Origin of the sequence: Duganella sp. P38 (genome assembly GCF_050859475.1) — a bacterium.
Classification (GTDB): Bacteria; Pseudomonadota; Gammaproteobacteria; order Burkholderiales; family Burkholderiaceae_D; genus Rugamonas.
The window spans coordinates 96,580-119,209 of record NZ_CP193936.1 but is presented as its reverse complement, the minus strand read 5'-3'; the positions used below and the strand labels follow the sequence as shown (position 1 = coordinate 119,209).

Sequence of the window (22,630 nt, the reverse complement as noted above, 5' to 3'; positions counted from 1 at the left end):
CGGGAGTCGTACTGTTGTTTACCATTATCATCCCTACCCATGACCGGCCGCTGCTGCTGACGCGCACGCTGGAGTCGCTGATCGCGCAGACCTGCCAGGATTTCAAGGTGGTGGTGGTGTCCGACACGCCGGGCTATCTGCCGCCGTACCAGCAGCTGACCCAGCTCGACAAGCGCTTCGACTATGTGCTGCGCGGCACCGGCGTGCCGGGGCCGGCGGCCAGCCGCAACCTGGGGCTGGCGATTGCCGATGGCGAATACATCCTGTTCCTCGACGACGACGATACCTATCGCCCGGACCATCTGGCCCTGCTGAAGGCGCGGCTGCTGGTCGATAAGCCGGCGCTGCTGTTTCACGATTTCCATGTGCAGAACGAGGACCGCACGGTGTTTCCGCCGGCGCCGCTGCCGGGTGGGCAGAAGGTGTCGATTGCCGATGTGACGTTCGATAGCGTGTACGTGCGCAACCGCATTCCGAATAGCTGCATCGCTTATCGCAGCGATGTGCTGCGCGGCGTGCGCAACGAGGCCGGCCTGATTATTTATGAAGATTGGGACTTCCTGCTGGCGGCGATGCATGGCCGGCAGTTGGTGCATTTCGATACTGACGGCGTGGTGATCCACAAGAGTGCGGCGACGGCGCCGGAGAATATGCGTCGTGGTAATTCGCGCGATGACAAGATTGTTGAGGTGATGCTGCAACTGTACCGCAAGCATCCCGCGCCGAACGAGCAGACGCGCCGCGCGCGGCAGGCGCTGATGGCGAGCGCCGGCGTGGTGGTGGACCTGGCCCACTGCTGATCCCCGCCCCCCCCCGTCATTCCCGCGCAGGCGGGAATCCATGGAGCGCGTGCATGATACTCAGCATGGGTTCCCGCCTGCGCGGGAACGACGAGGGTCAGGTGTTGTGGAATAGGGCCAGGCCTTCGGCCAGCGCCACTTTCGGCTGCCACCCCGGCACGCTGCGATAGCTGTGCCACGGCACCATCACCTCGCGCTCGCGGTACGGGCGGCCGCCCCATTCGATATTCAACGGCTTGCCGCTGACCCGCGCATACAGCGCGGCGATATCCTTCAGCGGCAGCGGCTTGCCGCTGGACACGCCGTATTCCTCGATGGCGTTGGCCTGCGTGTCCAGCTGCCCGGCGGCCAGCACGAAGGCGTCCAGCACATCATCGATATACACCAGGTCCACCAGCTGCCCGCCGGGCGACATGCCGAGCGAGGTGCCCTCGTTGGCCACCCGCTTGAGCAGATTGAGCACCTTGGGCCGCGTGTCGCCGGCGCCATAGGTGTCAAACAGCTTGAGCGTGACCACGCGCAGCTGGTGCACCTCGGTGTAAAAGTGCAGCAGCGCGGTGAAGGCAGCCTTGGTGGCAGCGTACAAACAGACCGGATTGTAGGGATGGTCCTCGTAGTGTTCCCAGGACGTGCCAGTGTTGACCAGTTTTTTCACCCCGCAGGCAGCCATGGCTTCCACCAGCTGGGTGCCGAACAGCAGGTTGGCGTTGACCAGGCGCTCGACGTCTTCCGGCTTGTGGGCCGCCAGGAACAGCGAGGCCAGATGGAACACCACGTCCGGCGCGGCGGCGCGCATGATGTCGAGCAGTTGCAGCGTGCTGCCGTCGAGGCGGTGGACGTGGGCTTGCGGCGGCAGGGCGTCGGCGGCCGAGCTTGCGCGCAGCAGCAGGTGCACCTCCCAACCGTCGGCCAGCAGCCTGCGCGTCAGCGCGGCGCCGACGAAGCCGGAGGCGCCAGTGACCAGCGCGCGGCGCGGTTTAGCATTGGCGGCCGCGCCTGGCGGCGCGCCGGCAGTTGCCTCGGCCTGCGCGCCGCTCATGCGCCGGCTCCGGCGTCCGCAGCGGCAGGCGTCGTCGCCGCATCGAACACGAACGGCGAGTCGAACTCCGCCAGCGTGGGGAAGGTGCGGTCGCGCGGCGACATGACCGGCTCCTGCACCGGCCAGGCGATGCCGGCCGAATTCCACAGCACGCCGCCGTCGTTGTGCGGCGCGTAGGTGGTGGTGACCTTGTACGTCATCAGCGATAGCTCGGTCAGCGAGCAGAAACCGTGCGCCAGGCCGGCCGGCAGGTACAGCATGTGGCCGTTCTCGGCGCTCAGTTCGAGCGTGATGTGCTGGCCGTAGGCCGGCGAGCCGCGCCGCAGATCGAGCGCAGCGTCCAGCACCGCGCCTTGCGTGCAGTACACCAGCTTGGCGTGGTCATGCGGCGGCGTCTGGAAGTGCAGGCCACGGATCACGCCGCGCTGCGAGGTTGAATAGTATTCCTCGGCAAAGTCGGTCGCCAGGCCATGCTCGCGGAAAATGTCCTGGTGGAAGACCTTGACGAAGCTGCCGCGATCGTCGCGGCGGATGTCGGTGATGATCTGGAAACAGCCGGGTATGGCGGTGGCAACGATCTTCATGATGGCTCAGGTCCGCGCGTAGGATTCGTCCAGTCGCACCAGCGCGCGGGCGATGACCTTGTCCGGGCCCCACGCGGCGATGCGCTTGGCCAGCAGGAAAGCTTGCAGGCGCTCGCAGCTGAAGGCCATGCTGCGGTCGGCATAGCCGGGGCGGTGCACATAGTGATGGCGGAAGTAGCGCGACATCACCAGTTCCAGGTCGTGCACGATTTCCACAAACCACTGTACCGGGATGTAGGCCACGGTCGGCGCCGTGATGAACGACGGGTTGCTGAGGAACTCGGCCGCTTCGCGGTTGGTGATGACGCCGCAGTCGATTGCGTCGCCGAAAAACATCAGCAGGTCGCGCGTAAAGGCATGCGCATCGTACTGACGCAGCACGCTGCCTGCGAACGATACCGAAATCGGCACGATCGGCGTTTTGCCGTCGCCATAGAAATGCTCCGGCTTGACTTGCGCCAGCATGTCCGGATGGGCGTGATAGTTGAAGCCGGTCAGCACGCCGATCGGCTCGGTCAGCGCGAAGCGGCGGTAGTGGCAAAAGCCGACGAAGCCCTCGGCCTTGCTGGCGATCAGCTGGCGGCGGATTTCGAACATCGCCAGGTACTCGCCCAGGTAGCGGTTGCGCGCCGCCTCTTCCGGCGACAGCAGCTTGCTCATCGCCAGCCCGTTTTCCGGCACGTAATCGCCGGAACCGAGCATGGTCATGAAGTCGGGCATCTGCCAGTTGAACGGCGCGTGGGCGATGCAGTAAAAGAGCGGTTTCTCGTTCATCACGCGGGGACGGCCTTGATCAGGTAATGGGATGGCTGGGCGGCGTCCAGCAGCGTTTCCGGCGCCACGCCGCTGGCGGCGGCCTGCTGGCGCAGGCCGGCCTCGATGGCGGGCGGCAGCGCCGCCGGGTTCAGCAGCACGCCGCTGACGACACGGAAGCCGGCGTACTGGAACACCGCCAGCATCTCGTCGAGCGACCAGGCATGGCGCGCCGGCGTGGCCGGTGCCTCCCAGTAGTTGCGGTTGGCGACGCGGGCGACAATGCTGGCGTCGACCTGGATCACCTTGCGCACCTGCTGCAATACGTGCAGCGGGTTGGCGTACTGTTCCAGCGTGGCGTCGAAGTACCAGCCGTCGGCCCATTCCAGCTGCTTGTAGAAGGCCGCGCCCGCGGTGTCGAGGTCGGCCAGGTAGACGCGCTCGGCGTAGTCGCGCGCCTGCTGCGCGCGCGCCGGGTCGGCCTCCACCACCAGCGTACAGGAGGCCGGATACAGCGCGCGGTAGTCGCGCACCAGCGCGCCGTCGTTGGCGCCGGCCTGTACCAGCAGGCGCGCGTTCGGCGGCAGGACCGAGCGGAAGGGTTCGACGTAAGAATGCATGGTGTTAGAAATTGACGCCGAAGAAGGCTTCCAGCTTGTCGACCACGAAGTCCAGCATTGCGCGGTCCAGGCCCGGATAGACGCCGACCCAGAAGGTGTCGTTCATCACGCGGTCGGTGTTGGTCAGCTCGCCGGAGACGCGGAAATTACGGCCTTGCATGTACGGCTGGCGCACCAGGTTGCCGGCGAACAGCAAACGGGTGCCGATCTTGTGCTGGTCCAGATAGGTCAGCAGGTCGACGCGGGCGATATTGGCTTCCGGCTTCAGCGTCATCGGGAAACCGAACCACGACGGGTCCGAGTGCTCGGTGGCTTCCGGCAGGATCAGGAATTCCTCGCACGATTTCAGGCGGTCCCTCAGGTAGGCGAAGTTGTCCTTGCGCGACTGGATGAACCCGGCCGCGCGGTCGATCTGCGCCAGGCCGCAGGCGGCTTGCATGTCGGTGATCTTCAGGTTGTAGCCGAGGTGGCTGTAGGTGTACTTGTGGTCGTAGCCGGGCGGCAGCGTGCCGAAGCACTGGCAGAAGCGCTTGCCGCAGGTGTTGTCCTTGCCGGGCGGGCAGTAGCAGTCGCGGCCCCAGTCGCGGAACGATTCGGCAATGGCTTTCAGCTCCGCGTTGTTGGTGAACACCGCGCCGCCTTCGCCCATGGTGATGTGGTGCGCCGGGTAGAACGACATGGTGCCGATGTCGCCGAAGGTGCCGACCATCTTGCCGTGGTAGGTCGAGCCGAGCGCGTCGCAGCAGTCCTCGATCAGCCACAGATTGTATTTCTTGCAGATGGCGGTGATCGCGTCCAGGTTGTACGGGTTGCCCAGCGTGTGGGCCAGCATGATGGCCTTGGTCTTGGGCGAGATCGCCGCTTCCAGCTTGCTGACGTCGATGTTGTAGGTGCCCAGCTCGACGTCGACAAACACCGGCACCGCGCCGAACTGGATGATCGGGTTGACGGTGGTGGGGAAGCCGGCCGCCACGCCGATCACCTCGTCGCCCTGCTGGATCGCGCGCGCGCCCAGCTTGGGCGAGGTCAGCGCGCTGAAGGCGACCAGGTTGGCCGACGAGCCGGAGTTGACCGTGATCAGGAAGTCGACGCCGATCAGCTTGGCCAGTTTGGCCTCGAACTGGTCGTTGAAGCGGCCGGTGGTCAGCCAGGGCGTCCAGCGAGGCCTCGACCATCAGTGCCATTTCCGGTGCGCCGACCACCTTGCCGGCCGGCGGAATCACGGTCACGCCGGGCTCAAAGGCTTGGGCACGCTGGCCAGCGCGCCGTATTCGGCCACCAGCTTGAGGATCTGTTCGCGGAGTTGTTCTTTGGTTTGACTCATGATTGCTGCCTTAGGTGGTGCCGAGGGGGCGGTGTTTTGATAGGTGTCGATTTGTGCCAGCGTCAGCGCGCGCATGTCGGCGCCGCGCATTTGCGCCTGGTGCCAGCCGACGATCTGGTCGATGGTGTGGCCGAGGTGCCAGCGCGGCTGCCATTGCAGGCGCGCGCGCGCCTTGGAGCAGTCCAGCTTGAGGTAGTGCGCTTCGTGCGGCTGTGGCGCATTGTCCAGTTCCCAGGCGGCGCCGTCGCCCCAGCTCTGGCACAGGCGTTCGATGATCCAGTCGACCGGGCGGGCGTCGATATCGTGCGGACCGAAGTTGAAGCCTTCGGCGAAGGCCGCGCCGTGCTCGTACAAATGCTCGGCCAGCGCCAGGTAGCCCGACAGCGGCTCCAGCACGTGCTGCCACGGGCGGATCGCGTGCGGGCTGCGGATGCGCACCGGCTTGCCGGCGGCAATGGCGCGCACCATGTCGGGGATCAGGCGGTCTTCGGCCCAGTCGCCGCCGCCGATGACGTTGCCGGCGCGGCCCGAGGCCAGCGCCACGCCGTGTTCGGCGTATTTTTCCGGGTTGAAGAACGATGAACGGTAGCCGGCCGTGACCAGTTCGGCGCAGGCCTTGCTGTTGCTGTACGGGTCGTAGCCGCCGAAGGCTTCGTTTTCACGGTAGCCCCAGGCCCATTCCTTGTTCTCGTAGCACTTGTCGCTGGTGACGTTGACCACCGCCTTGATGCCGGGCGTGGTGCGCACCGCTTCAAAGAAGTTGACCAGGCCCATGACATTGGTGGCGTAGGTTTCGACCGGATTGGCGTACGAGTAGCGCACCAGCGCCTGCGCCGCCATGTGGATGACGATCTCCGGCCGGGCCTCGTGCAGCGCCTGTTGCAGCGCCGCGCCATCGCGGATGTCGCCGATGATCGAGGTCATGCCGGCGCCGACCCGGGCCACGTCGAACAGCGACGGCTGGCTGGGCGCCGGCAGCGCATAGCCGGTGACGTGCGCGCCCAGCTGTTGCAGCCACAGGCTGAGCCAGCTGCCCTTGAAACCCGTGTGGCCGGTCAGGAAAACGCGCTTGCCTTGCCAGAACGCCGGCTTCATGGCCACTTCTTCCACGGCGCCTTGCCGCTTTCCCACAGGTCTTCCAGGTGGATTTTGTCGCGCAGCGTGTCCATCGGTTGCCAGAAGCCGTGGTGGAACCAGGCGTCCATCTGGTTGTCGCGCGCCAGGCCTTCCATCGGCTCCTTTTCCCAGATGGTGCTGTCGGCGTCGATATAGTCGATCACCTTCGGCGACAGCACGAAGTAGCCGCCGTTGATCCAGGCGCCGTCGCCCTGCGGTTTTTCCTTGAAGCTGACGATGCGCTGGCCTTCGTAGTCGATGGCGCCGAAGCGGCCCGGCGGCTGCACGGCCGACATGGTGGCCAGCTTGCCGTGCGCCTTGTGGAAGGCGATCGAGGCGCTGATGTCGATGTCGGCCACGCCGTCGCCGTAGGTGAAGCAGAACGCTTCCTCGTGCTTCAGGTGCTCGCGCACGCGCTTCAGGCGGCCGCCGGTCATGCTGTCGGCGCCGGTGTCGATCAGCGTCACGCGCCATGGTTCGGCGTGGCGCTCGTGCACTTCCATGCTGTTCGCCTGCAGGTCGAACGTCACGTCCGAGGTGTGCAGGAAGTAGTTGGCGAAGAATTCCTTGATGATGTAGCCGCGGTAGCCGCAGCAGATGACGAAATCGTTGATGCCGTGAGCAGAGTAGCTCTTCATGATGTGCCACAGGATCGGCTTGCCGCCGATCTCGACCATCGGTTTCGGCTTGACGGTGGTTTCTTCGCTGAGTCTCGTGCCCAGGCCGCCTGCCAAAATCACTGCTTTCATGCTGTCTCCGGATTGATGGTGAGTGCGCTCGCAGACTGCATTGTCAGCCATTGCCGTTGTATTCTAAACGAAAAGAACAGGGCTTTTGGGGCCTGAAATTGTTCAGGAACCAGCAAGTAGCATGTGATAACCCTGTCGCAGCGCTTGCTCGACGATTTCGGCCTGTTGCGGATCGCCCGCCGCCAGTTGCGGGTAGTGTTGCTGCACCAGCGCGCCCAGCGCCGACAGGCGCGCCGCCAACAGTCCCTTGAATTGATGGGCGTCGGTGAGGAAGTATTGCCGGGTGTGGGCCTCATACAACAGGTTTAACCTTTCCAGCGCCACCGCCAGCTGTTCGGCCAGCCGCGCCGCGCCGCTCGACGGCGCCGGCGGCGCCAGCTGGAAGGTCGACAGCGGGGCCGGCAGATAGGCGCATTCGCGCCCGGCCAACGCCGCCAGCGCGGTGGCGACGCCGGCCAGATGGCGGTAGCGCCGGCCCTGGTAGTGGCCGAAGGACGCGCCCAACTGTTCGCGCCGCAGCAACAGGCTGGCCGGCTGGCACAGCGCGTCGCCGGCGCCGCGCTCATTGGTCAATAGCACCGCCGCCAGCGAAGCGCCGCTGACCGCCGTTTCGGCCGGCAGCAGCGGCGCGCCGGGCAGCGGCCGGCCCTGGTCGTCCACCGGCTGGCGCCAGCACGCCACCAGGCCGATGCCGGGATAGGCCTGGTAGTAATGCAGCATCTTGCCGATTTTGTCGGCGTGCAGCAGGTCGCCGGCCGGGGCGACGGCGATGAACTCGCCCAGCGCCAAGGTCAGGCAATGGTCGAGGTTGTCCTCGGCGCCCAGCGTGGGGGCGCGGTTGTAGCGCAAGTTCGGAGAGGCCGAGAGCAGCCGGGCCAGCTTGCGGCGGCGGACGTCGTTGCCGCCGCTGTCGCTGACGATGACTTCGCAGCGGCCATAGTGCTGGCCGAGCGCGCTGCGGACGGTATGCTCCAGCAGGTCGGCGTCATCGTGGTCGCCGGTCGGGATCAGGATGCTGACCAGCGGCAGGCTGACGTCCGGCGTGGTGGCGGCGTGGTGTTGCTGGAGCGCGCCGCGCGCCACTTGCAGGTACAGCTGCTCCAGCTCGCGTACCAGGCGCGGCGTATCGAACAGCGGCTTGCGGTCGCGGTTTTTCGCCAGCCGGCGGCGCAGGCGCGCCAGTTCCTCCGGCTTGCCGGCCAGCCGCACCGCCTTGTCCTCGTACGCCTTGGCGCTGCGCGTCACCAGTTCCGGCAGGCCGATGGCGTGCAGCAGGCTGCCGCCCAGCCGCGCCGCGTAGCTGCTGCCAGCCCGCGTCAGCAATGGCACGCCGGCCCACAGCGCGTCGGCGCCGGCCGCGCCGCCGCTGAACGGCAGCGTGTCCAGGCACAGGTCGGCCAGTTGCAGGCGCGCCAGGTAATCGGCCTGCGGCACGCGCGGCGCGAACACCAGCCGCTCGCTGGCGACGCCGTGGCGCAGCGCCGCCACGCGCAGGTTGTCGCGCACCGGTTCGCTGTCGGCGGCCAGCCACAGCACGCTGTCCGGCGCGCGCCTGAGAATGCGCATCCAGCCGGCGAACTGCGCCGGCGCCAGCTTGCGGCTGCTGTTGAAGCAGCAAAACACGAAGGCTTCGTCCGGCAGGCCGCAGCTGGCGCGCGTGGGCGCGGGGCCGACGGCGCGGCGGCGGTCGTGGATCTGCACGCAATCGGGCAGGTACAGCGGGCGTTCGCTGACGCTGGCGGCCAGTTCCGGCGGCAGCACGAAGGCGTCGGCCAGCACGTAGTCGAGCGCCGCCATGGCGCTGCTGCCGGGATGGCCGAGCCAGCCAATCTGCACCGGCGCGGCGCGGTGCGCCAGGATGCCGGGCCGGCCCCCGGCGCCAAGGCCGTGCAGGTCGACCAGGATGTCGATCTCGTGGGCGCGGATGGTTTGCGCCGCCTGCAGGTCGCTCATCACCGTCAGGCGGATATGGTGGTCCATCTGCGGCGCGATGCGGGCGCGCAGCCCGCTGCGGTCTTCCTCGTTCCAGCTGAAGCCGTAGATTTCAAACTGCGCGCGCTGGTGCAGCCCGTAAAGCTCGGCCGTCAGGCGGGCGGCGTGGCTGCTGAAGTCGGACGACAGGTAGCCGATGCGCAGCTTGCGGTGCGCATAGCCGAGCTCGTCCGCCAGCGGCGCCGGCGGCGCGGCCTGGTTGACCGGATGGCGGCGGGCGGCGGCCAGTTGCTGGTCCGGGTCGTCGCTGATGCAGAGCGCCGAGGCGGCCGACGCGTTCTGGCTCAGGTCGGCCTCGGCCAGGCCGGGCAGCGGCGCGCACACCGGCCACGCGCACTGCTGCTGGCGCAGGCTGATCCACTGGGCGGCGATCTCCGGCTGTTGCGGGTCCAGCAGCAGGCTGCGGGCGCAAGCGTCCTCGGCCTCGGGATAATGCTTGCGCAGCGCCGCCACGCGCGCCACGCTGTTGAGCGCCTTGATCTGTTGCGGCCGGCTTGCTGGATGGTCGGGATCGATCTGCGCCAGCGCCAGGCGCCAGGTGGCCAGCGCGGCCTCGTGCTGGCGCAGGCGCTCCTGCAAGGTGCCCAGCATCATGCGGGCGTCGATGAAATCGGGCTTGATGGCCAGCGCGGCGCGCAGCGACTGCTCGGCCTCCTGCTGTTCGTCGGCCTGGATTTGCAGCACGCCCAGGTTATACCAGGCGGCAAACAGCAGCGGCGACTCGGTGCAGCGCAGCCACAGGTGATACAGCTCGGCGGCGCGGGCGGCCTGGCCGGCGTGGCCCATCAGCCCGGCCAGCCCGATCAGTTGCATGATCGGCAGCGCGCCGCGTTTGGCCAGCACAAACGCCACCTTGGCCGCCTGGGTCAACTCATTGGCGGCCAGGGCCCGGTTCAGTTCCTGCAGGTGCGATTCATCGCTGGGATGGCTGGAGCTCATGCTGGTATTGTCGGCCGAATCCGTCTAGGATTCAATCTTCCGACAATAAAGCTCAAAATATTATGCTGGTTAAGAACATCATGAGCCGCAACGTGGTCACCGTGGGCTTGGATGACACGCTTGCGCTGGTCAAAGAAATCTTTGATCACAGCAAGTTCCACCACCTGCTGGCGCTGGAGAACGGCGAGTTGCTGGGCGTGGTATCGGACCGCGACCTGTTCAAGGCGCTGAGCCCGAATATCGGCACCAGCACCGAGTCGTACAAGGACACGGCCACGCTGAACAAGCGGGTGCACCAGATCATGTCGCGCAAGCCGAAGTTTTTGCGCGAGGACGCGACGGTGGACGCGGCGATCGAGTTGTTCACCGAGCATCCGATCTCGTGCATCCCTATCCTCAGCGATGACGACCGCCTGGTGGGCATCCTTAGCTGGCGCGATATCCTGCGCAGCCTCCATAGCCGCCATTCCGACGAAGAGTCGTGATGCCTTACGTCGTTCCCGCGCAGGCGGGAACCCATGGAACGCCTGTCAAGCCAGGTCAGCATGGGTTCCCGCCTGCGCGGGAACGACGGGGGTGCTTAGTGGCCTTCGGAGGCGTTGAACATGGTCTTGGCGTAGATCAGGCCCAGGCCATAGCCGCCGCCGTTAGCGATCGCGGTGGCCACCGTTTCGTCGTAGGTTTCGCCACGGGCCCAGTCGCGTTGCAGTTCCAGCAGGTATTGCAGCGAGGTCATCGGGCGGGCGCCAGCCTGGATCATGCGCTCGACGGCGCGCTCGTGCGCTTCGTCCGAGATGTCGCCGCTGGCGTCGGTGATGACGTACACTTCAAAGCCCTGGTCGAGGGCCGACAGCGCCGGGCCAACGATGCAGACCGAGGTCCACAGACCGGCCAGCACGATTTTGTCCTTGCCGATGGCGTTGACGCGCTCGGCGATGCGCGGATCTTCCCAAGTGTTCATGCTGGTGCGGTCGATCGCCGCTTCGTTCGGGAACACTTGCTTGATTTCGTTGAACATCGGGCCCGAGAACGATTTTTCCGCCACCGTGGTCAGAATCGTCGGCACCTTGAATTCCTTGGCCGCTTTCGATACCAGCGCGACGTTGTTGCGCAGCTGGACCGGATCGATCGACTTGGTGGCAAACGCCATCTGCGATTGGTGGTCGATCATGATCAGCGTGTGGTTGGCTGGGTTCAGCAGGGTTTTACCTGGTTGGGCGATGGCGGTCGGCATAATATATTCTCCTGAGATTCAAAAATTTCGATTTAGTGTTTAGCGCTGTTTGCTGTGTGCGTCGCGCTGATGGAATGCATTATGCGGGAGCACAATGCATTCAAAAAGCGGAAAAATTTCCGCTTTATCATCGAAATTTTCGAATATGGGAAACCGGCCTAGAATTCGACCTGAATGCCGTCCGGCAGGAACTTGCGGTATTGCGCCAGCGCGCCGTGGATGGCGGCGTTGCTCATCTCGTAGTGGAATTCGACATCATTCTCAGCCGTCTCCACCGCGCCGAAGCGCTGGTGGAAGCTGATGACGCCGTCATTGCCCTTGCTGACCTGGAAGTGCGCGCGCTGGAAGCCCAGTTGCAGCGCGTAGGCGTAGATGATCAGCGCCGATTCAATGCCGAAGCCGCCCGGCGCGTCATCGCTCTTGATCCACGAGCCCCAGCAGAACGAGTCGCCCTGCTGGTCGTACAGCCGCACGGTGCCGACCGGGCGGCCGTCCAGCGCGCAGATGATGAAGTAGATCTGGTTGTCATCGGCCGCGTAGCGCGCCAGCCAGTCGCGCTGCTGCTGCACGTCCGACGAGGTGGCCGACAGGTAGCGGTTCTTGCTGGCGTCGGTGCGCAGCGAGAGGATGAACTCGGCGTCGTCGACGGTGGCGTCGCGGAACACCAGCTTGTTGCCGCGCACCGCTTTGGGTTTGACGTAGCGCGGCGCGCTCATGCGGATTCCAGCGCGGCCACGGCGGCGCGCACCGCCGCCACCACCTGCTGCGCCTGGTCGACCGTGACGGTCGGCCCCATCGGCAGGCTCAGCACTTCGCGGTGGATGGCTTCCGAGATCGGCAACGCGCCTTCGGCAATGCCCAGCCCGGCATACGCCGGTTGCAGATGCGGCGGCAGCGGGTAGTGCACCAGCGTGCCGACGCCGGCCTCGGCCAGTTTAGCCGCCAGCTTGTCGCGCTGCGCGTGACGCACCACGTACAGATGCCATACCGGTACTGCCCAGGACGGCACTTCGGGCAGGCGCAGCGCGGGAATGCCGGCCAGGCCTTCGTTGTAGATGGCCGCGACTGCCGCGCGGGCGCGGTTCTGGCCGTCCAGCGCCGGCAGCTTGGCCGACAGCACGGCCGCCTGCAATTCATCGAGGCGCGAGTTGAAACCGGCCACTTCGTTGTGATACTTCTTCTGCGAGCCGTAGTTGCGCAGCGTGCGCAGCTTGAGCGCCAGCGCGTCGTCGTCGGTGGTGATGCCGCCGGCGTCGCCGAGCGCGCCCAGGTTCTTGCCCGGATAGAAGCTGAACGCGGCCGCGTGGCCCAGCGCACCGACCTTGCGGCCGTGGTACAGCGCGCCATGCGCCTGCGCGCCGTCCTCGATCACCTTGAGGTCGTGCTCGCGCGCCAGCGCCATCAGCGGGTCCATGTCGGCCGCCTGGCCGTACAGGTGCACCGGGATGATGGCGCGCGTGCGCGGCGTGATGGCGGCCGCCACCCGCGCCGGGTCGAGGTTGTAGGTGCCCTCGACCGGCTCCACCGGCACCGGCGTGGCGCCGCAGTGCGAGGCGGCCAGCCAGGTGGCGATGTAGGTGTTGCTCGGCACGATGACTTCGTCGCCGGGGCCGATGTCGTAGGCCTTCAGCAGCAGAAAGATGGCGTCCAGGCCGTTGGCCACGCCGATCGCGTGCCTGGTGCCGCAATACGCGGCGAACGCTTGTTCGAAGGTTTCCACCTCCTTGCCCAGCACGTACCAGCCGGCATGCAGCACGCGCAGCAGCGCCCGTTCGATGTCGTCCTGTTGCGTCAGGTTGATGGCCTTCAGGTCCAGAAAGGGAATGCTCATGCTTGCTCCTGCGAGGCGCCGCGCTTCTCGGCGACAAACTCGTCGTAGTCGCGGATGTAGTCGTCGGCCGCGTAGTAATGGGAAGCGAATACCATCAACACGGCATCGCTGGAATATTTGTACTGGATGCCCCAGGTCATCGGCGGCAGGTAGACGCCGACGTCGGGCGAGTCGAGCTGCACTTCGCAGCGTTGCTCCAGGTCGTCCACCACCACCACCGCGCAACTGCCTTTGACGCAGATCAGGAACTGATGGCATTCGCGGTGCGCGTGCTCGCCGCGGGTCTTGTCGCTGGGCACGTTCATGACCAGGAAGTAGCGCTTCGGCAGGAACGGGATTTCCTTTTCGAATTCGCCGACCGACAGGTCGCCGCGCGGGTCCTGCAGGAACTTGAAGCGGTGCAGCGTGACGCCGCCCACGCCCAGCGGCACCACCGACGGCTGGTCGGGGAAGGTGGCGCGCTGGTGCCAGTCCAGCACCGGGGCGCCGCTGACGTTCTGCACATAGTCGGTGATGCGCGCCGGCGAGCCGCTGACGATGGCGTAGGGCGGCACGTTCTGCGCCACCACGGCGCCGGCCGCCACCACGGCGCCCTGGCCGAGGCGCACGCCGCAGCAGATCAGCGCGCCGGCGCCGACGCGCGCGTCCGGGCCGATGACGATGCCGGCCGCGGCGCCGTCATCGGGCGCCTCCAGCGTGACGTTGGGGCCGAGCTCGGCGCCGGCTTCCAGCTTCACGCCCGGCCACAGCTGGGTGTAGCCGCGCACGCGGCAGTGTTCGCCGACCTCGGCGCCGGCGTAGGCGACCACGAAGTCGCCGAGGACGGCGCTGTGCGCCACCACGGCGCCGGCGTGCAATTGGGCGGTCTGGGCATGCGCCATGGCGGTCCTCACAGCAGTTGTGCGCGGTAGGCGGTGTAGCGCGCGAACGCCTCGCCCATCTGCGGGAACACGCCGCCCAGGCGCTGGTTGACCGACACCAGCGTCTCGTGCAGCCCGATCAGCTCTTCGGTGGTGATGGCCTGGGTTTCGTGGGCCGAGACCGCCAGGTCGATGTAGTCGGAGAAGTTGTTGCCGAAGAAGGGGTTCGAGTGGGCGTTGGAATTCGATTGCAGCCGCTGGTCGTGGCGGAAATAGCTCAGTTCTTCATCGACATAGAACACCGAGCCGTTCTCGGTGAAGTTGATGTAGCTGGCGATGTCGGCCAGGCCCTTGGTGAAGTCGTGGCTGCCGCGCACGAACAGCTTGTGCCAGCCCAGTTCCCACAGGCGGGCGCGGCGGAACATCACCGTGGTCAGCTCGCCGATGTGGTTGCGCAGGTTGAGCACCATGTAGCGGTGCATGTCGATGCCGGACATGACGCCGCTGGCCTCGAACGCGCGGCGCGACTCGACCCGCATATTGGCGATGTCGATCACCTGCGAGGCCGAGAACGCCAGCTGCACGTCGGGCGAGGCCTGGAACGCCGCCACCATGCGCTCGATGCAGAACGGGTGCAGCAGGTCGTCGTCGTACAGCGGCTTGATGAATTCGCCCTTGCCGGAATAGAAGGCCGAAATCACGTTCTGCTCGCGCAGCACGCTGGAGCGCTGGTAGATGACGCCGGGGAAGCGCTGGCAGATGGCCTTGATTTCCTCGGTCGGGCAATTGTCGCTGACCAGGATCTCGGTGTTCGGGTAGGTCTGGCCGATGGCCGAGCGCAAGCACATCTCGAAATGCGCCGGCTTGTACGACGGGATGACGATGCTGACTAAGGGAAGATTCATGGGCGGGTAAGCTCCTGAAGGTTAGGCCGCAACCGCGGTCACGATGTATTGCCACGGCAGCGCGTCCTCGACCGCCACCACCGGATCGATGCCGCTGGCGCCGGCCATCATGCGGATCGCCGGCAGGTATTTCTCGCGTGCCGGCTCGTCGATGATGCGGGCGCTGCCGCCGCTGATCTGGAAGCCGGCCAGCTGGAACATCTCCAGCATGGCGCCGCGCGTAAACACGCGCTTGCGCGCCAGGTCCATGCCCTGGGTGCCGTAGCGCAGGTCGCCGGCGTTGAGGCGCGCCTGCAGGCTCCAGTGCTGGAAGTTGCGGATGGTGGCCACCAGCTTGCCGCCGGGCGCGATATTGGTGCGGATTTTTTGCAGCAGGCGCCACGGATCGTCGAGCTGCTCGAGCGCCTCGTCCAGCACCCAGGTGTCGGCGTTGCGCACGTGGTCCCAGAAGTCCGGGCCGGCCTGTTCCAGCGTGCTGTTGAAAACGAAGTCGCAATGCGGCCGCGCCGCCTGCACCAGCGCCGGGTCGGCCTCGATGCCGGTGTAGTTGCAGATCGGGTTGCGCTGCCGGTAGGCCTTGGCGAAGGCGCCGTCGCGGCAGCCGACTTCGACGATCTTGCGCGCCTCGGGCGGCATGAAGTGCAGCAGGTCGGTGTTGACGGCGGTGCTGTTGGGCAGGTCGTAATGGTAGCCGCCGGTGCGGCGCACCGTGCCCTGCCACGGGTGCTTGATGTAGTGCGGCGTCTTGTCGCCCTCGAAATCGCTGCGCACCCAGGCGATGTGCTTGAACAGATGGGTGTTGTTGCTGTGGTTCAGGGCCAGCATGGTGTGGATCATCGGCGCGCCGTGCTTGATCGGCAGCGGCCACTGGCGCATCACCTCGATGTTGACCAGCATGCAGGCCGGGTGCAGGTAGTTGATGTTGCCGTCCGGGCGGTCGTAGCCCTGTTCGTTGACCGGCTGGGTGCTGCCGACGCCGTACATGCCCGGCTGCAGCTCCGCATGCAGCGCCTCCAGGAAGCCGGGGTTGACGATCTCGACGTCCGAATCGAGGAACAGCACCTCGCCCGACAGGCCGAGGTGGTTGATGGCCCAGGCCAGGCCGGGGCCGTGGTGGATGTTGTAGCCGAACGGGATGAACTCGACGTTGTCGAAGCTGTCGGTGATGGCGCGGATGTTTTCCGCCACGTCCGGGTTGGAGCCGTCGATGATGTACACGCGGTTGCTGTAGAACTGGCGCAGGGTGCGCAGCAGCGCCTCGATCAGGTCGGGCGCGTTGTAGGACACGGTGACGATCGGAATCTGGTCGATGCGCACCGCCTGCGGCGCCTGCTCGGACGGCTCTGGCGGGCGCACCGCGTGCGCCGGCGCGGCCAGGCGCGGCGCCGCCGGCCTGGCCACTTTCTGCAACGCCGCCTCCATATTGCGCACGAAGCGCGGGCTGTCGAACAGCGCGCAAGTCAGGCGGTTGGCCACCAGCTGGCGCTTCATGGCGGCGATGCGCTGCGGGTGGTTGGCCAGCTCGACCGCCTTTTCCTCGTAGTCGGCGAAGTTGTAGGTGATCAGCTGCGGCAGGTCGACCGCGCGCAGCAGGCTGCCGGCCATGCGCGACGAGAAGGTCTGGCCGGCGCAGGTCAGCAGCGGCAGGCCGGCCCACAGCGCGTCGCTGGCGGTGGTGCCGGCGTTGAACGGGAAGGTGTCGAGGAACAGGTCGGCCAGCTGGTAGCGCGCCAGGTACTCGGCCGGCACGGCGCGGCTGTTGAAGATCAGGCGCTTGCGGTCGATGCCGGCCTGTTCGGCGTGGCGGTACAGGTTCTCGCGCACCTCCGGATAGTCGGCCACCAGCCACAGCACCGAGTCCGGCACGCGGCGCAGGATGTTCATCCAGACGGCAAACAGGTCTGGCGTGAACTTGAAGTTGTTGTTGAACGAGCAGAACACGAAGGCCTCGTCCGGCAGGTTGACCGAGGCGCGCGTTGGCGTCGGCGCGATGGCGCGCTGGCGGTCGTTGATCTGGAAGCAGTCCGGCAGGCGCAGCGGCTTCTCGGTGAAGAACGGTTCCATTTCCGGCGTGATCAGGAACTCGTCGGCGATGACGTAATCGATGCCGGGCAGCGCGGTGCTGCCGGGGAAGCCGAGGTAGGTCAGCTGCACCGGCGCCGGGCGGTAGGCGATGATCTGCGGCCGCGCGCCCAGCGTCAGGCCGTGCAGGTCGACCAGGATGTCGATTTCGTGGGCGCGGATGGTGCGGGCGGCCTGCTCGTCGCTCATCTTGTCGATGCGGATGTAGTGGTCCATGGCCTTGACCACGCGGGCGCGGATCGGCGAGCCGTCCTCGCGGCTCCAGCTGAAGGCGTAGACCTCGAACTTGCTGCGGTCGTGCAGCTCGTACAGTTCGGCGGTGAGGATGGACACCGCGTGCGAGCAGAAGTCTGACGACAGGTAGCCGATGCGCAGGCGCTGGTGGCCGTAGCCGTGCTGGCCGGTCAGCGGCGCCACGGCGGCGTTGATCTTTTCGTTGACGAAGCGGCGGGCGGCGGCCAGCTGCTGGGCCGGGTCGGCCGAGGCGCTCAGCATGGCCAGCGCCGAGGTGCCTTCCATCATGGTGGCCAGCGAGATGTTCTCCAGGCCGCTGTACACCGGCCACTCGCACTGCTTCTGGCGCAGGTGCACCCAGTGCGTCATCACATTGGCCTGTTGCGGATCGACGCGCAGGCTGGTGGCCAGCATGGCCTCGGCCTCCGGGTAGCGCTTCTGGATTTCCAGCAGGCGGCCGAGGTTGTTCAGCGTCTGCACGTGCAGGGTCTGGTTGGACTTGACGTCCGGCTCGATCGGATCGTTGAGGATGCTGTGCCACATGGCCAGCGCCTCGTCCGGGCGGCCGGTGCGTTCCAGCAGCGTGCCGAGGTTCAGGCGCGCCTCGATGAAGTTCGGATTCTGCGCCATCGCCTTGCGCAGCGCCGCCTCGGCGCCAACGTCGTCGCCGGCGTTCGACAGCACCACGGCCAGGTTGAAGCAGGCCGCGTACAACAGCGGCGACGGCGTGTGCTCGATCCAGGCGCGGTACAGCGCGACGGCGGCGGGCAGCTGGCCACTCTCCTGCAGCACGGCGGCCGCGCCGAACAGGTCGGCGATCGACAGCTGGCCCTTGACGGCCAGGCCCATGACGGTGCCCAGCGGGCTGTTATCGTTGGGGACGGGTGCTGCGGGAACTTGAGCGGTCATAGCAAGCGTAAAAGTGGTTTCAGTCCGGTCCCTATGATACCTTTTTGTCGCCAGCCGAGGGCAACAAAACCGGGGGCAGATCTGCCAAACGTACCCGAACCCGTGCACGGTTGGCGGAACCGGGCCCGGATTGAACGCCGGCCGGGGAAAGGCGGTAAGATTCCGCATCGCATTTCTTCTTGCTTGTCACGCCATGCTGCAAACGCCCGCTACCTTTATCCCGTCGATCCGGCCGCAGGCTGAGGCCGATCCGCTGACCTTTGTTTTTCATCGCGGCCAGTTGCTTTTGCGCAACGACGGGCTGGCCTTGCCGCAGGCGGCGGCGCTCGCCGTGCTGCGCATTCCGCCGCAGCACATCCATCCGCTCGGCCATTGGGACGGGCGGTATTACCAGGCGGCGTGGCTGGAGGCGCCGGCGCTGCCGGGACCCGAATTCGGCTACCACGGCCTGCGTTCGCTGTTCGGCGCGCTGGACGACGGCTTGCTCGGCCTGGCCGGGCGTGCCGCGCAGCTGGTGGAATGGGCGCGCACGCACCGCTACTGCGGCGTCTGCGCCACCGCGCTGCAACTGCTTGAGGGCGAGCGCTGCTACCAGTGCCCGAATTGCGGGCACAGCGCCTACCCGCGCATCTCGCCGGCGATGATGGTGCTGGTGCGCAAGGGCGAGCAGGTGCTGCTGGCCATGCACACCAACTCGCCGTACAAGCGCTACACGGCGCTGGCCGGCTTCCTGGAGGCCGGCGAATCGATCGAGGAAGCCATCCACCGCGAAGTGTACGAGGAGGTCGGCTTGAAAGTGCACAACCTGCAGTACTTTGCCAGCCAGTCGTGGCCGTTCCCGCATTCGCTGATGATCGCCTTCACGGCCGACTACCTGGCCGGCGAAATCCGCGTGCAGCCGGAGGAAATCGCCGACGCCCGCTGGTTCGGCCCGGACGACGACTGGCCGGAGCCGCCGGTGCCGGTGTCGGTGGCGGCCAGGCTGATCGCGGCCCACCGGCCCAAGCGGTAGGCGGCCAGGTCCGATATACTGTCGGGCAATTTTTAAAAAGGTTTTATCATGTCTCAAGAATTTACGGAAAACGACTGGCGCCGCCTGATCGCCAGCATCGGCGAAGACCCGGACCGTCCGGGCCTGCTGGAAACGCCGGCGCGCGTGGCCAAGGCGTGGCAGCACTGGACCTCGGGCTACGGGCAAGACCCGGCGACGCTGCTGAAAGCGTTCGAGGATGGCGCGGAGCAATACAACGAGTTCATTATCGTGCGCAATATTCCGGTGTACAGCCATTGTGAACACCACCTGGCGCCGTTCTTCGGCAAGGCCACCATCGGCTATATTCCGAACGGCAAGATTGTCGGCCTGTCCAAGCTGACCCGGCTGGTCGACTGCTTCGCCAAGCGCCTGCAGGTGCAGGAGCGCATGACCATGCAGATCGCCAACGCGCTGATGGAAGTGCTGGAACCGAAGGCGGTCGGCGTCATCGTCAAATGCCGTCACTTGTGCATGGAAAGCCGCGGCATCCGCACGCCGGGCGAGGAAACGGTCACCTCGGCCATGCTGGGCGAGCTGCAGCCGAACCTGGCCATGCGCACCGAATTCCTGGCGCTGGCCAGGGACTGAGGCGATGGCGGCGATCGCGTGGCTGAGCGGCGGCCTTGACGCCGCCTTCGCACAGGCCCGGGCGCAGCAGCGCCCGCTATTCCTGTACTGGGGCGCGGCCTGGTGCCCGCCGTGCAACCGCGTCAAGGCGGAGATTTTCGCGCGCGACGAATTCGTCGCCAGGTCGGCCGCGGTGCTGTGCTACCAGCTCGACGGCGACAGCGCCGGCGCCCAGGCGCTGGCCGCGCGATACCGGCTGCGCAGCTACCCGACGCTAGTGCTGTACGCGCCGGACGGCGGCGAAATCACGCGCCTGCCGTGCGAGCTCGATGGCGAACTGTTCGTGGCCGCCTTCGCCACCGCGCTGGCGGTGCACGCGGCCGGCTCCTCGGCGTCGGCCGCCCTCGACGCCGCGCTGAGCGCATCGCGGCCGCTGAGCGGCGACGAATGGTCGCTGCTGGCGCACTACGCATGGGACACCGACGAAGGCAAGCTGCTGGGCACGCGCCCGCTGGCCCTGACGCTGGCGGCGCTGGCAACCGCCGCCGGCGGCGCCCATGCGGACGCCGCCGCGCGGCTCGGCCTGCACGCGCAGCTGGCGGCCGGCACGGCTGACGCGGCCATGTTGCTGGCGGTGCTGGCCGACGCCCGGCTGGCGCGCGCCAATATGGACCTCTTCAACAACAGCGGCCTGAACCTGATCAAAATCGCCAGCCGGCGCGAAGAACTGGCGGCCGCGCTGGGCGGCGTGGCGGCGCAATGGGCCGACGACTTCTGGCTCGGCGCAGCGGACCGGCTGATGGCGGTGCGGCTGCAAATGCGGCTGGCGCGCCTGCTGGCGCCGGCGCACGGCCTGCAGGCGCAGGTGCGCGACCAGGTGGAGCAGGCGCTGGCCGGGTCCACCGACCCGTACGAACGGCACACGCTGGTCAATACCGCCGTCAGCGCGCTGAACGACGCCGGCCTGCCGGCGCAGGCCGAGCAAGTGCTGCTGGCCGAACTGCCGCGTTCGCATTCGCCGTACTACTTCATGCTCAGCCTGGCGGCGGCCGCCAGGCGGCGTGGCGACACCTCTGCCGTGCTGGACTGGTACGGCAAAGCATGGGCGGCGTCGGTCGGCCCGGCGACGCGGCTGCAATGGGGCGTCACCTACCTGGGCAGCCTGATCGAGCTGGCGCCGCAGGACAGCGAGCGCATCGAGCAAGCCGCGCAAGGGTTGCTGGCCGACGTGCGCGCGGCGGGCGCCGACGCCCGCCAGCAGCGCAACCTCGGCCAGCTGCAAAAGCTGGCCCCGAAGCTGGCCACGCTGGCCGGCCCCCACACCGCCGCCCTCGCCGCCGCCATCTAACCTCCGGGGTCAGGTCTGACATTCGCACACGGGCTCAACTGCTTCGCAGTTGAGCCCGTGTGCGAATGTCAGACCTGACCCCGGATTAGTGCCGCTGGAACTCGGCGCCTTGTTTCCACTTCGGCGCTTCCCTGGCTTGCGCGGCCTGGTAGCCGGCCTGGAATAACAGGCTGATGTCTTCCAGCGCGCCGGCCGTGTTCCACGTCGGCTGCACGATGTCGTGCACCGTGTGGAAGTGGTGCGCCGTGTAGTACAGCTGCTTGTTGGAGCTGCTGCGCAGGTAGATCGTCGGGACGCCGGCGCGCGCAAATTCCAGCTGGTCGCCACGGTAGTAGCTGCCGTAGCTGATGTTGCTGTCCGGCTTGAGCACGCGCCCTGCGCGGCGGCCGCCGCCTTGACCAGCTCGTCCGCAGTGGATTTGCCCATGCCGCTGAGCTCGACATCGCGCGTGCGGCCCCACAGGTTCATGCCGTCGATGTTGATGTTGAGGACCGTCTTGCTGATCGGATAGAGCGGATGGCGCACATAGTATTGCGCGCCCAGCAGCCCGCGCTCCTGCGCCGTGGTGGCGACAAACACGATGCTGCGCTTGGGCGGCGCCGGCAGCGCCTTATAGGCCTTGGCGATCTGCAAGAGCGCGGCGACGCCGCTGGCGTTGTCCACCGCGCCGTGGAAGATTTGCTGGGTGCGCGGGCCGGGCAGCGTTTCGTCGATGCCGAAGTGGTCCCAGTGCGCCGTGTAGACCACCACCTCGTCCTTCAGCAGCGGGTCGGCGCCGGGGATGCGCGCCACCACGTTGTGCGACGGCAGCTCGCGCACGGCGTTGACCATGGCCACGTGCAGCTTCAGGCCCAGCGGCAGCGGCCTGAAGTCGCGCGACAGCGCCTGCTGCTTCAGCTGCGCGAAGTCCAGCCCGGCCGCCTTGAACAGCGCGCCGGCGCGCTCCTGTTGCAGCCAGCCGGCCACCGGCGGCTGGTACGGCGGCGGGTTGTCGCGCAGCGCGAAGTTTTCGCGGCCCCAGCTGTTGACCACCATCTCGTACGGGTAGCCGGCCGCCCGGGTTTCGTGGACGATCAGCACGCCGGCCGCGCCGCGCCGGGCGGCGATCTCGAGCTTGTAGTTCCAGCGCCCGTACCAGCTGACGGCGTTGCCGCCGAAGACCTTGGCGTCGAGCTGCTTCGGGCGCTTCGGGTCGGGCAGCGGCGGGTCGTTGATCAGCATGACCAGCGTTTTACCCTTGAGGTCGGCGCCCTTGTAGTCGTCCCACTGGAATTCCGGCGCCTGCACACCGTAGCCGACAAACACCAGCTCGGAGTCGGCCACCTCCAGTTGCTGCTCGGCGCGCGCGGTCCAGGCGATGTAGTCGTCGCCGAACTTCAGCGGCGTCGCCACGCCGTCCTTGCTGTAGCTCAGCGTCGGGTGGCTGGAGATGCCGACCAGCGGCACCGCCTGCAAATACGTGCCGTCCGGATTGCCCGGTTCCAGCCCGAGTTGCTTGAATTGCTGTTGCAGGTAGTCCAGGGTCAGCGCTTCGCCGCGGGTGCCGGGCGCGCGGCCTTCGAACGCGTCCGACGCCAGCGTGCCGATCTGTTCCAGCAGCGCCGCGCCGTCGAGCTTGGGCTGGGCCGCCAGCGCCGTCGCGGCCCAGCTTGCCAAGATGACACCTGACCATAGCGATTTCATATGGGTGAACGTTTGTTAATATTTAAAC

The 22,630-nt window shown here is 66.8% G+C and carries 20 protein-coding genes; 5 read left to right on the top strand and 15 right to left on the bottom strand.

Features of this window, described 5'->3' with window-relative positions; genetic code table 11:
* The first annotated feature begins 14 nt into the window (after positions 1–14).
* On the top strand, positions 15–800 hold the full coding sequence (locus tag ACRQ5J_RS00495) for a glycosyltransferase family 2 protein (RefSeq protein ID WP_432380659.1): 786 nt from the start codon (positions 15–17) through the stop codon (positions 798–800).
* A gap of 97 nt (positions 801–897) precedes the next feature.
* Here the strand turns inward: ACRQ5J_RS00495 and ACRQ5J_RS00490 are convergent, their stop codons facing one another.
* The 8 genes from ACRQ5J_RS00490 to ACRQ5J_RS00455 form a co-directional block, all read right to left on the bottom strand.
* Positions 898–1,839, bottom strand: coding sequence for an NAD-dependent epimerase/dehydratase family protein (locus ACRQ5J_RS00490; protein WP_432380658.1), 942 nt, complete (start codon positions 1,837–1,839; stop codon positions 898–900).
* Positions 1,836–2,423: a dTDP-4-dehydrorhamnose 3,5-epimerase gene (rfbC, locus tag ACRQ5J_RS00485; RefSeq protein ID WP_432380657.1), complete on the bottom strand. Its 588-nt coding sequence runs from the start codon at positions 2,421–2,423 to the stop codon at positions 1,836–1,838. The genes ACRQ5J_RS00490 and rfbC overlap by 4 nt, the downstream gene beginning before the upstream one ends.
* 6 nt (positions 2,424–2,429) lie before the next feature.
* On the bottom strand, positions 2,430–3,197 hold the full coding sequence (locus tag ACRQ5J_RS00480) for a hypothetical protein (protein WP_432380656.1): 768 nt from the start codon (positions 3,195–3,197) through the stop codon (positions 2,430–2,432).
* Entirely contained in the window at positions 3,197–3,796 is a 600-nt protein-coding gene (locus tag ACRQ5J_RS00475) for a hypothetical protein (protein ID WP_432380655.1), read from the bottom strand. Before ACRQ5J_RS00475 ends, ACRQ5J_RS00480 begins: the two co-directional genes overlap by 1 nt.
* A 4-nt stretch (positions 3,797–3,800) precedes the next feature.
* Complete coding sequence (gene rfbH, locus ACRQ5J_RS00470) at positions 3,801–4,892, bottom strand: lipopolysaccharide biosynthesis protein RfbH (protein ID WP_432383557.1); 1,092 nt, start codon at positions 4,890–4,892, stop codon at positions 3,801–3,803.
* Between the two features lie 129 nt (positions 4,893–5,021).
* A complete protein-coding gene (gene rfbG / locus ACRQ5J_RS00465) occupies positions 5,022–6,215 on the bottom strand; it encodes a CDP-glucose 4,6-dehydratase (RefSeq protein WP_432383556.1) in 1,194 nt (397 codons plus the stop codon).
* Entirely contained in the window at positions 6,212–6,985 is a 774-nt protein-coding gene (gene rfbF, locus ACRQ5J_RS00460) for a glucose-1-phosphate cytidylyltransferase (protein ID WP_432380654.1), read from the bottom strand. The genes rfbG and rfbF overlap by 4 nt, the downstream gene beginning before the upstream one ends.
* Before the next feature lie 102 nt (positions 6,986–7,087).
* Entirely contained in the window at positions 7,088–9,916 is a 2,829-nt protein-coding gene (locus tag ACRQ5J_RS00455; RefSeq protein ID WP_432380652.1) for a glycosyltransferase, read from the bottom strand.
* Positions 9,917–9,996: 80 nt separating this feature from the next.
* Between ACRQ5J_RS00455 and ACRQ5J_RS00450 the strand changes: the two genes are divergently transcribed.
* Positions 9,997–10,401: a CBS domain-containing protein gene (locus ACRQ5J_RS00450; protein WP_432380651.1), complete on the top strand. Its 405-nt coding sequence runs from the start codon at positions 9,997–9,999 to the stop codon at positions 10,399–10,401.
* Between the two features lie 95 nt (positions 10,402–10,496).
* Here the strand turns inward: ACRQ5J_RS00450 and ACRQ5J_RS00445 are convergent, their stop codons facing one another.
* The 6 genes from ACRQ5J_RS00445 to ACRQ5J_RS00420 all read right to left on the bottom strand — a co-directional run bounded on the left by ACRQ5J_RS00445 (position 10,497) and on the right by ACRQ5J_RS00420 (position 17,971).
* Complete coding sequence (locus ACRQ5J_RS00445) at positions 10,497–11,150, bottom strand: hydrolase (RefSeq protein ID WP_432379894.1); 654 nt, start codon at positions 11,148–11,150, stop codon at positions 10,497–10,499.
* Positions 11,151–11,308: 158 nt separating this feature from the next.
* Positions 11,309–11,866, bottom strand: coding sequence for a GNAT family N-acetyltransferase (locus ACRQ5J_RS00440; RefSeq protein ID WP_432380650.1), 558 nt, complete (start codon positions 11,864–11,866; stop codon positions 11,309–11,311).
* On the bottom strand, positions 11,863–12,981 hold the full coding sequence (locus ACRQ5J_RS00435) for a DegT/DnrJ/EryC1/StrS family aminotransferase (RefSeq protein ID WP_432380649.1): 1,119 nt from the start codon (positions 12,979–12,981) through the stop codon (positions 11,863–11,865). Before ACRQ5J_RS00435 ends, ACRQ5J_RS00440 begins: the two co-directional genes overlap by 4 nt.
* Positions 12,978–13,862 carry a WxcM-like domain-containing protein gene (locus tag ACRQ5J_RS00430; RefSeq protein WP_432380648.1) on the bottom strand — a complete coding sequence of 295 codons (885 nt, stop codon included), beginning with the start codon at positions 13,860–13,862 and terminating at the stop codon, positions 12,978–12,980. The genes ACRQ5J_RS00435 and ACRQ5J_RS00430 overlap by 4 nt, the downstream gene beginning before the upstream one ends.
* An 8-nt stretch (positions 13,863–13,870) precedes the next feature.
* Positions 13,871–14,746 (bottom strand): glycosyltransferase family 2 protein, encoded by an 876-nt coding sequence (locus ACRQ5J_RS00425; protein ID WP_432380647.1) that lies wholly within the window; start codon positions 14,744–14,746, stop codon positions 13,871–13,873.
* A 21-nt stretch (positions 14,747–14,767) separates the two neighbouring features.
* On the bottom strand, positions 14,768–17,971 hold the full coding sequence (locus ACRQ5J_RS00420; RefSeq protein WP_432380646.1) for a methyltransferase domain-containing protein: 3,204 nt from the start codon (positions 17,969–17,971) through the stop codon (positions 14,768–14,770).
* A 193-nt stretch (positions 17,972–18,164) separates the two neighbouring features.
* On the opposite strand from ACRQ5J_RS00420, the gene nudC reads away from it, so the two are divergent.
* The 3 genes from nudC to ACRQ5J_RS00405 are packed head-to-tail and all read left to right on the top strand — an operon-like array spanning position 18,165 to position 20,919.
* Positions 18,165–18,983 (top strand): NAD(+) diphosphatase, encoded by an 819-nt coding sequence (gene nudC / locus ACRQ5J_RS00415; RefSeq protein WP_432380645.1) that lies wholly within the window; start codon positions 18,165–18,167, stop codon positions 18,981–18,983.
* A gap of 48 nt (positions 18,984–19,031) precedes the next feature.
* A complete protein-coding gene (gene folE, locus ACRQ5J_RS00410) occupies positions 19,032–19,592 on the top strand; it encodes a GTP cyclohydrolase I FolE (RefSeq protein ID WP_432380644.1) in 561 nt (186 codons plus the stop codon).
* Positions 19,593–19,596: 4 nt separating this feature from the next.
* Positions 19,597–20,919: a thioredoxin family protein gene (locus ACRQ5J_RS00405; protein WP_432380643.1), complete on the top strand. Its 1,323-nt coding sequence runs from the start codon at positions 19,597–19,599 to the stop codon at positions 20,917–20,919.
* Positions 20,920–20,928: 9 nt separating this feature from the next.
* On the opposite strand, the gene ACRQ5J_RS00400 is transcribed toward ACRQ5J_RS00405, so the two are convergent.
* Positions 20,929–22,575 (bottom strand): M28 family peptidase, encoded by a 1,647-nt coding sequence (locus tag ACRQ5J_RS00400; RefSeq protein ID WP_432380642.1) that lies wholly within the window; start codon positions 22,573–22,575, stop codon positions 20,929–20,931.
* Positions 22,576–22,630: the final 55 nt, after the last annotated feature.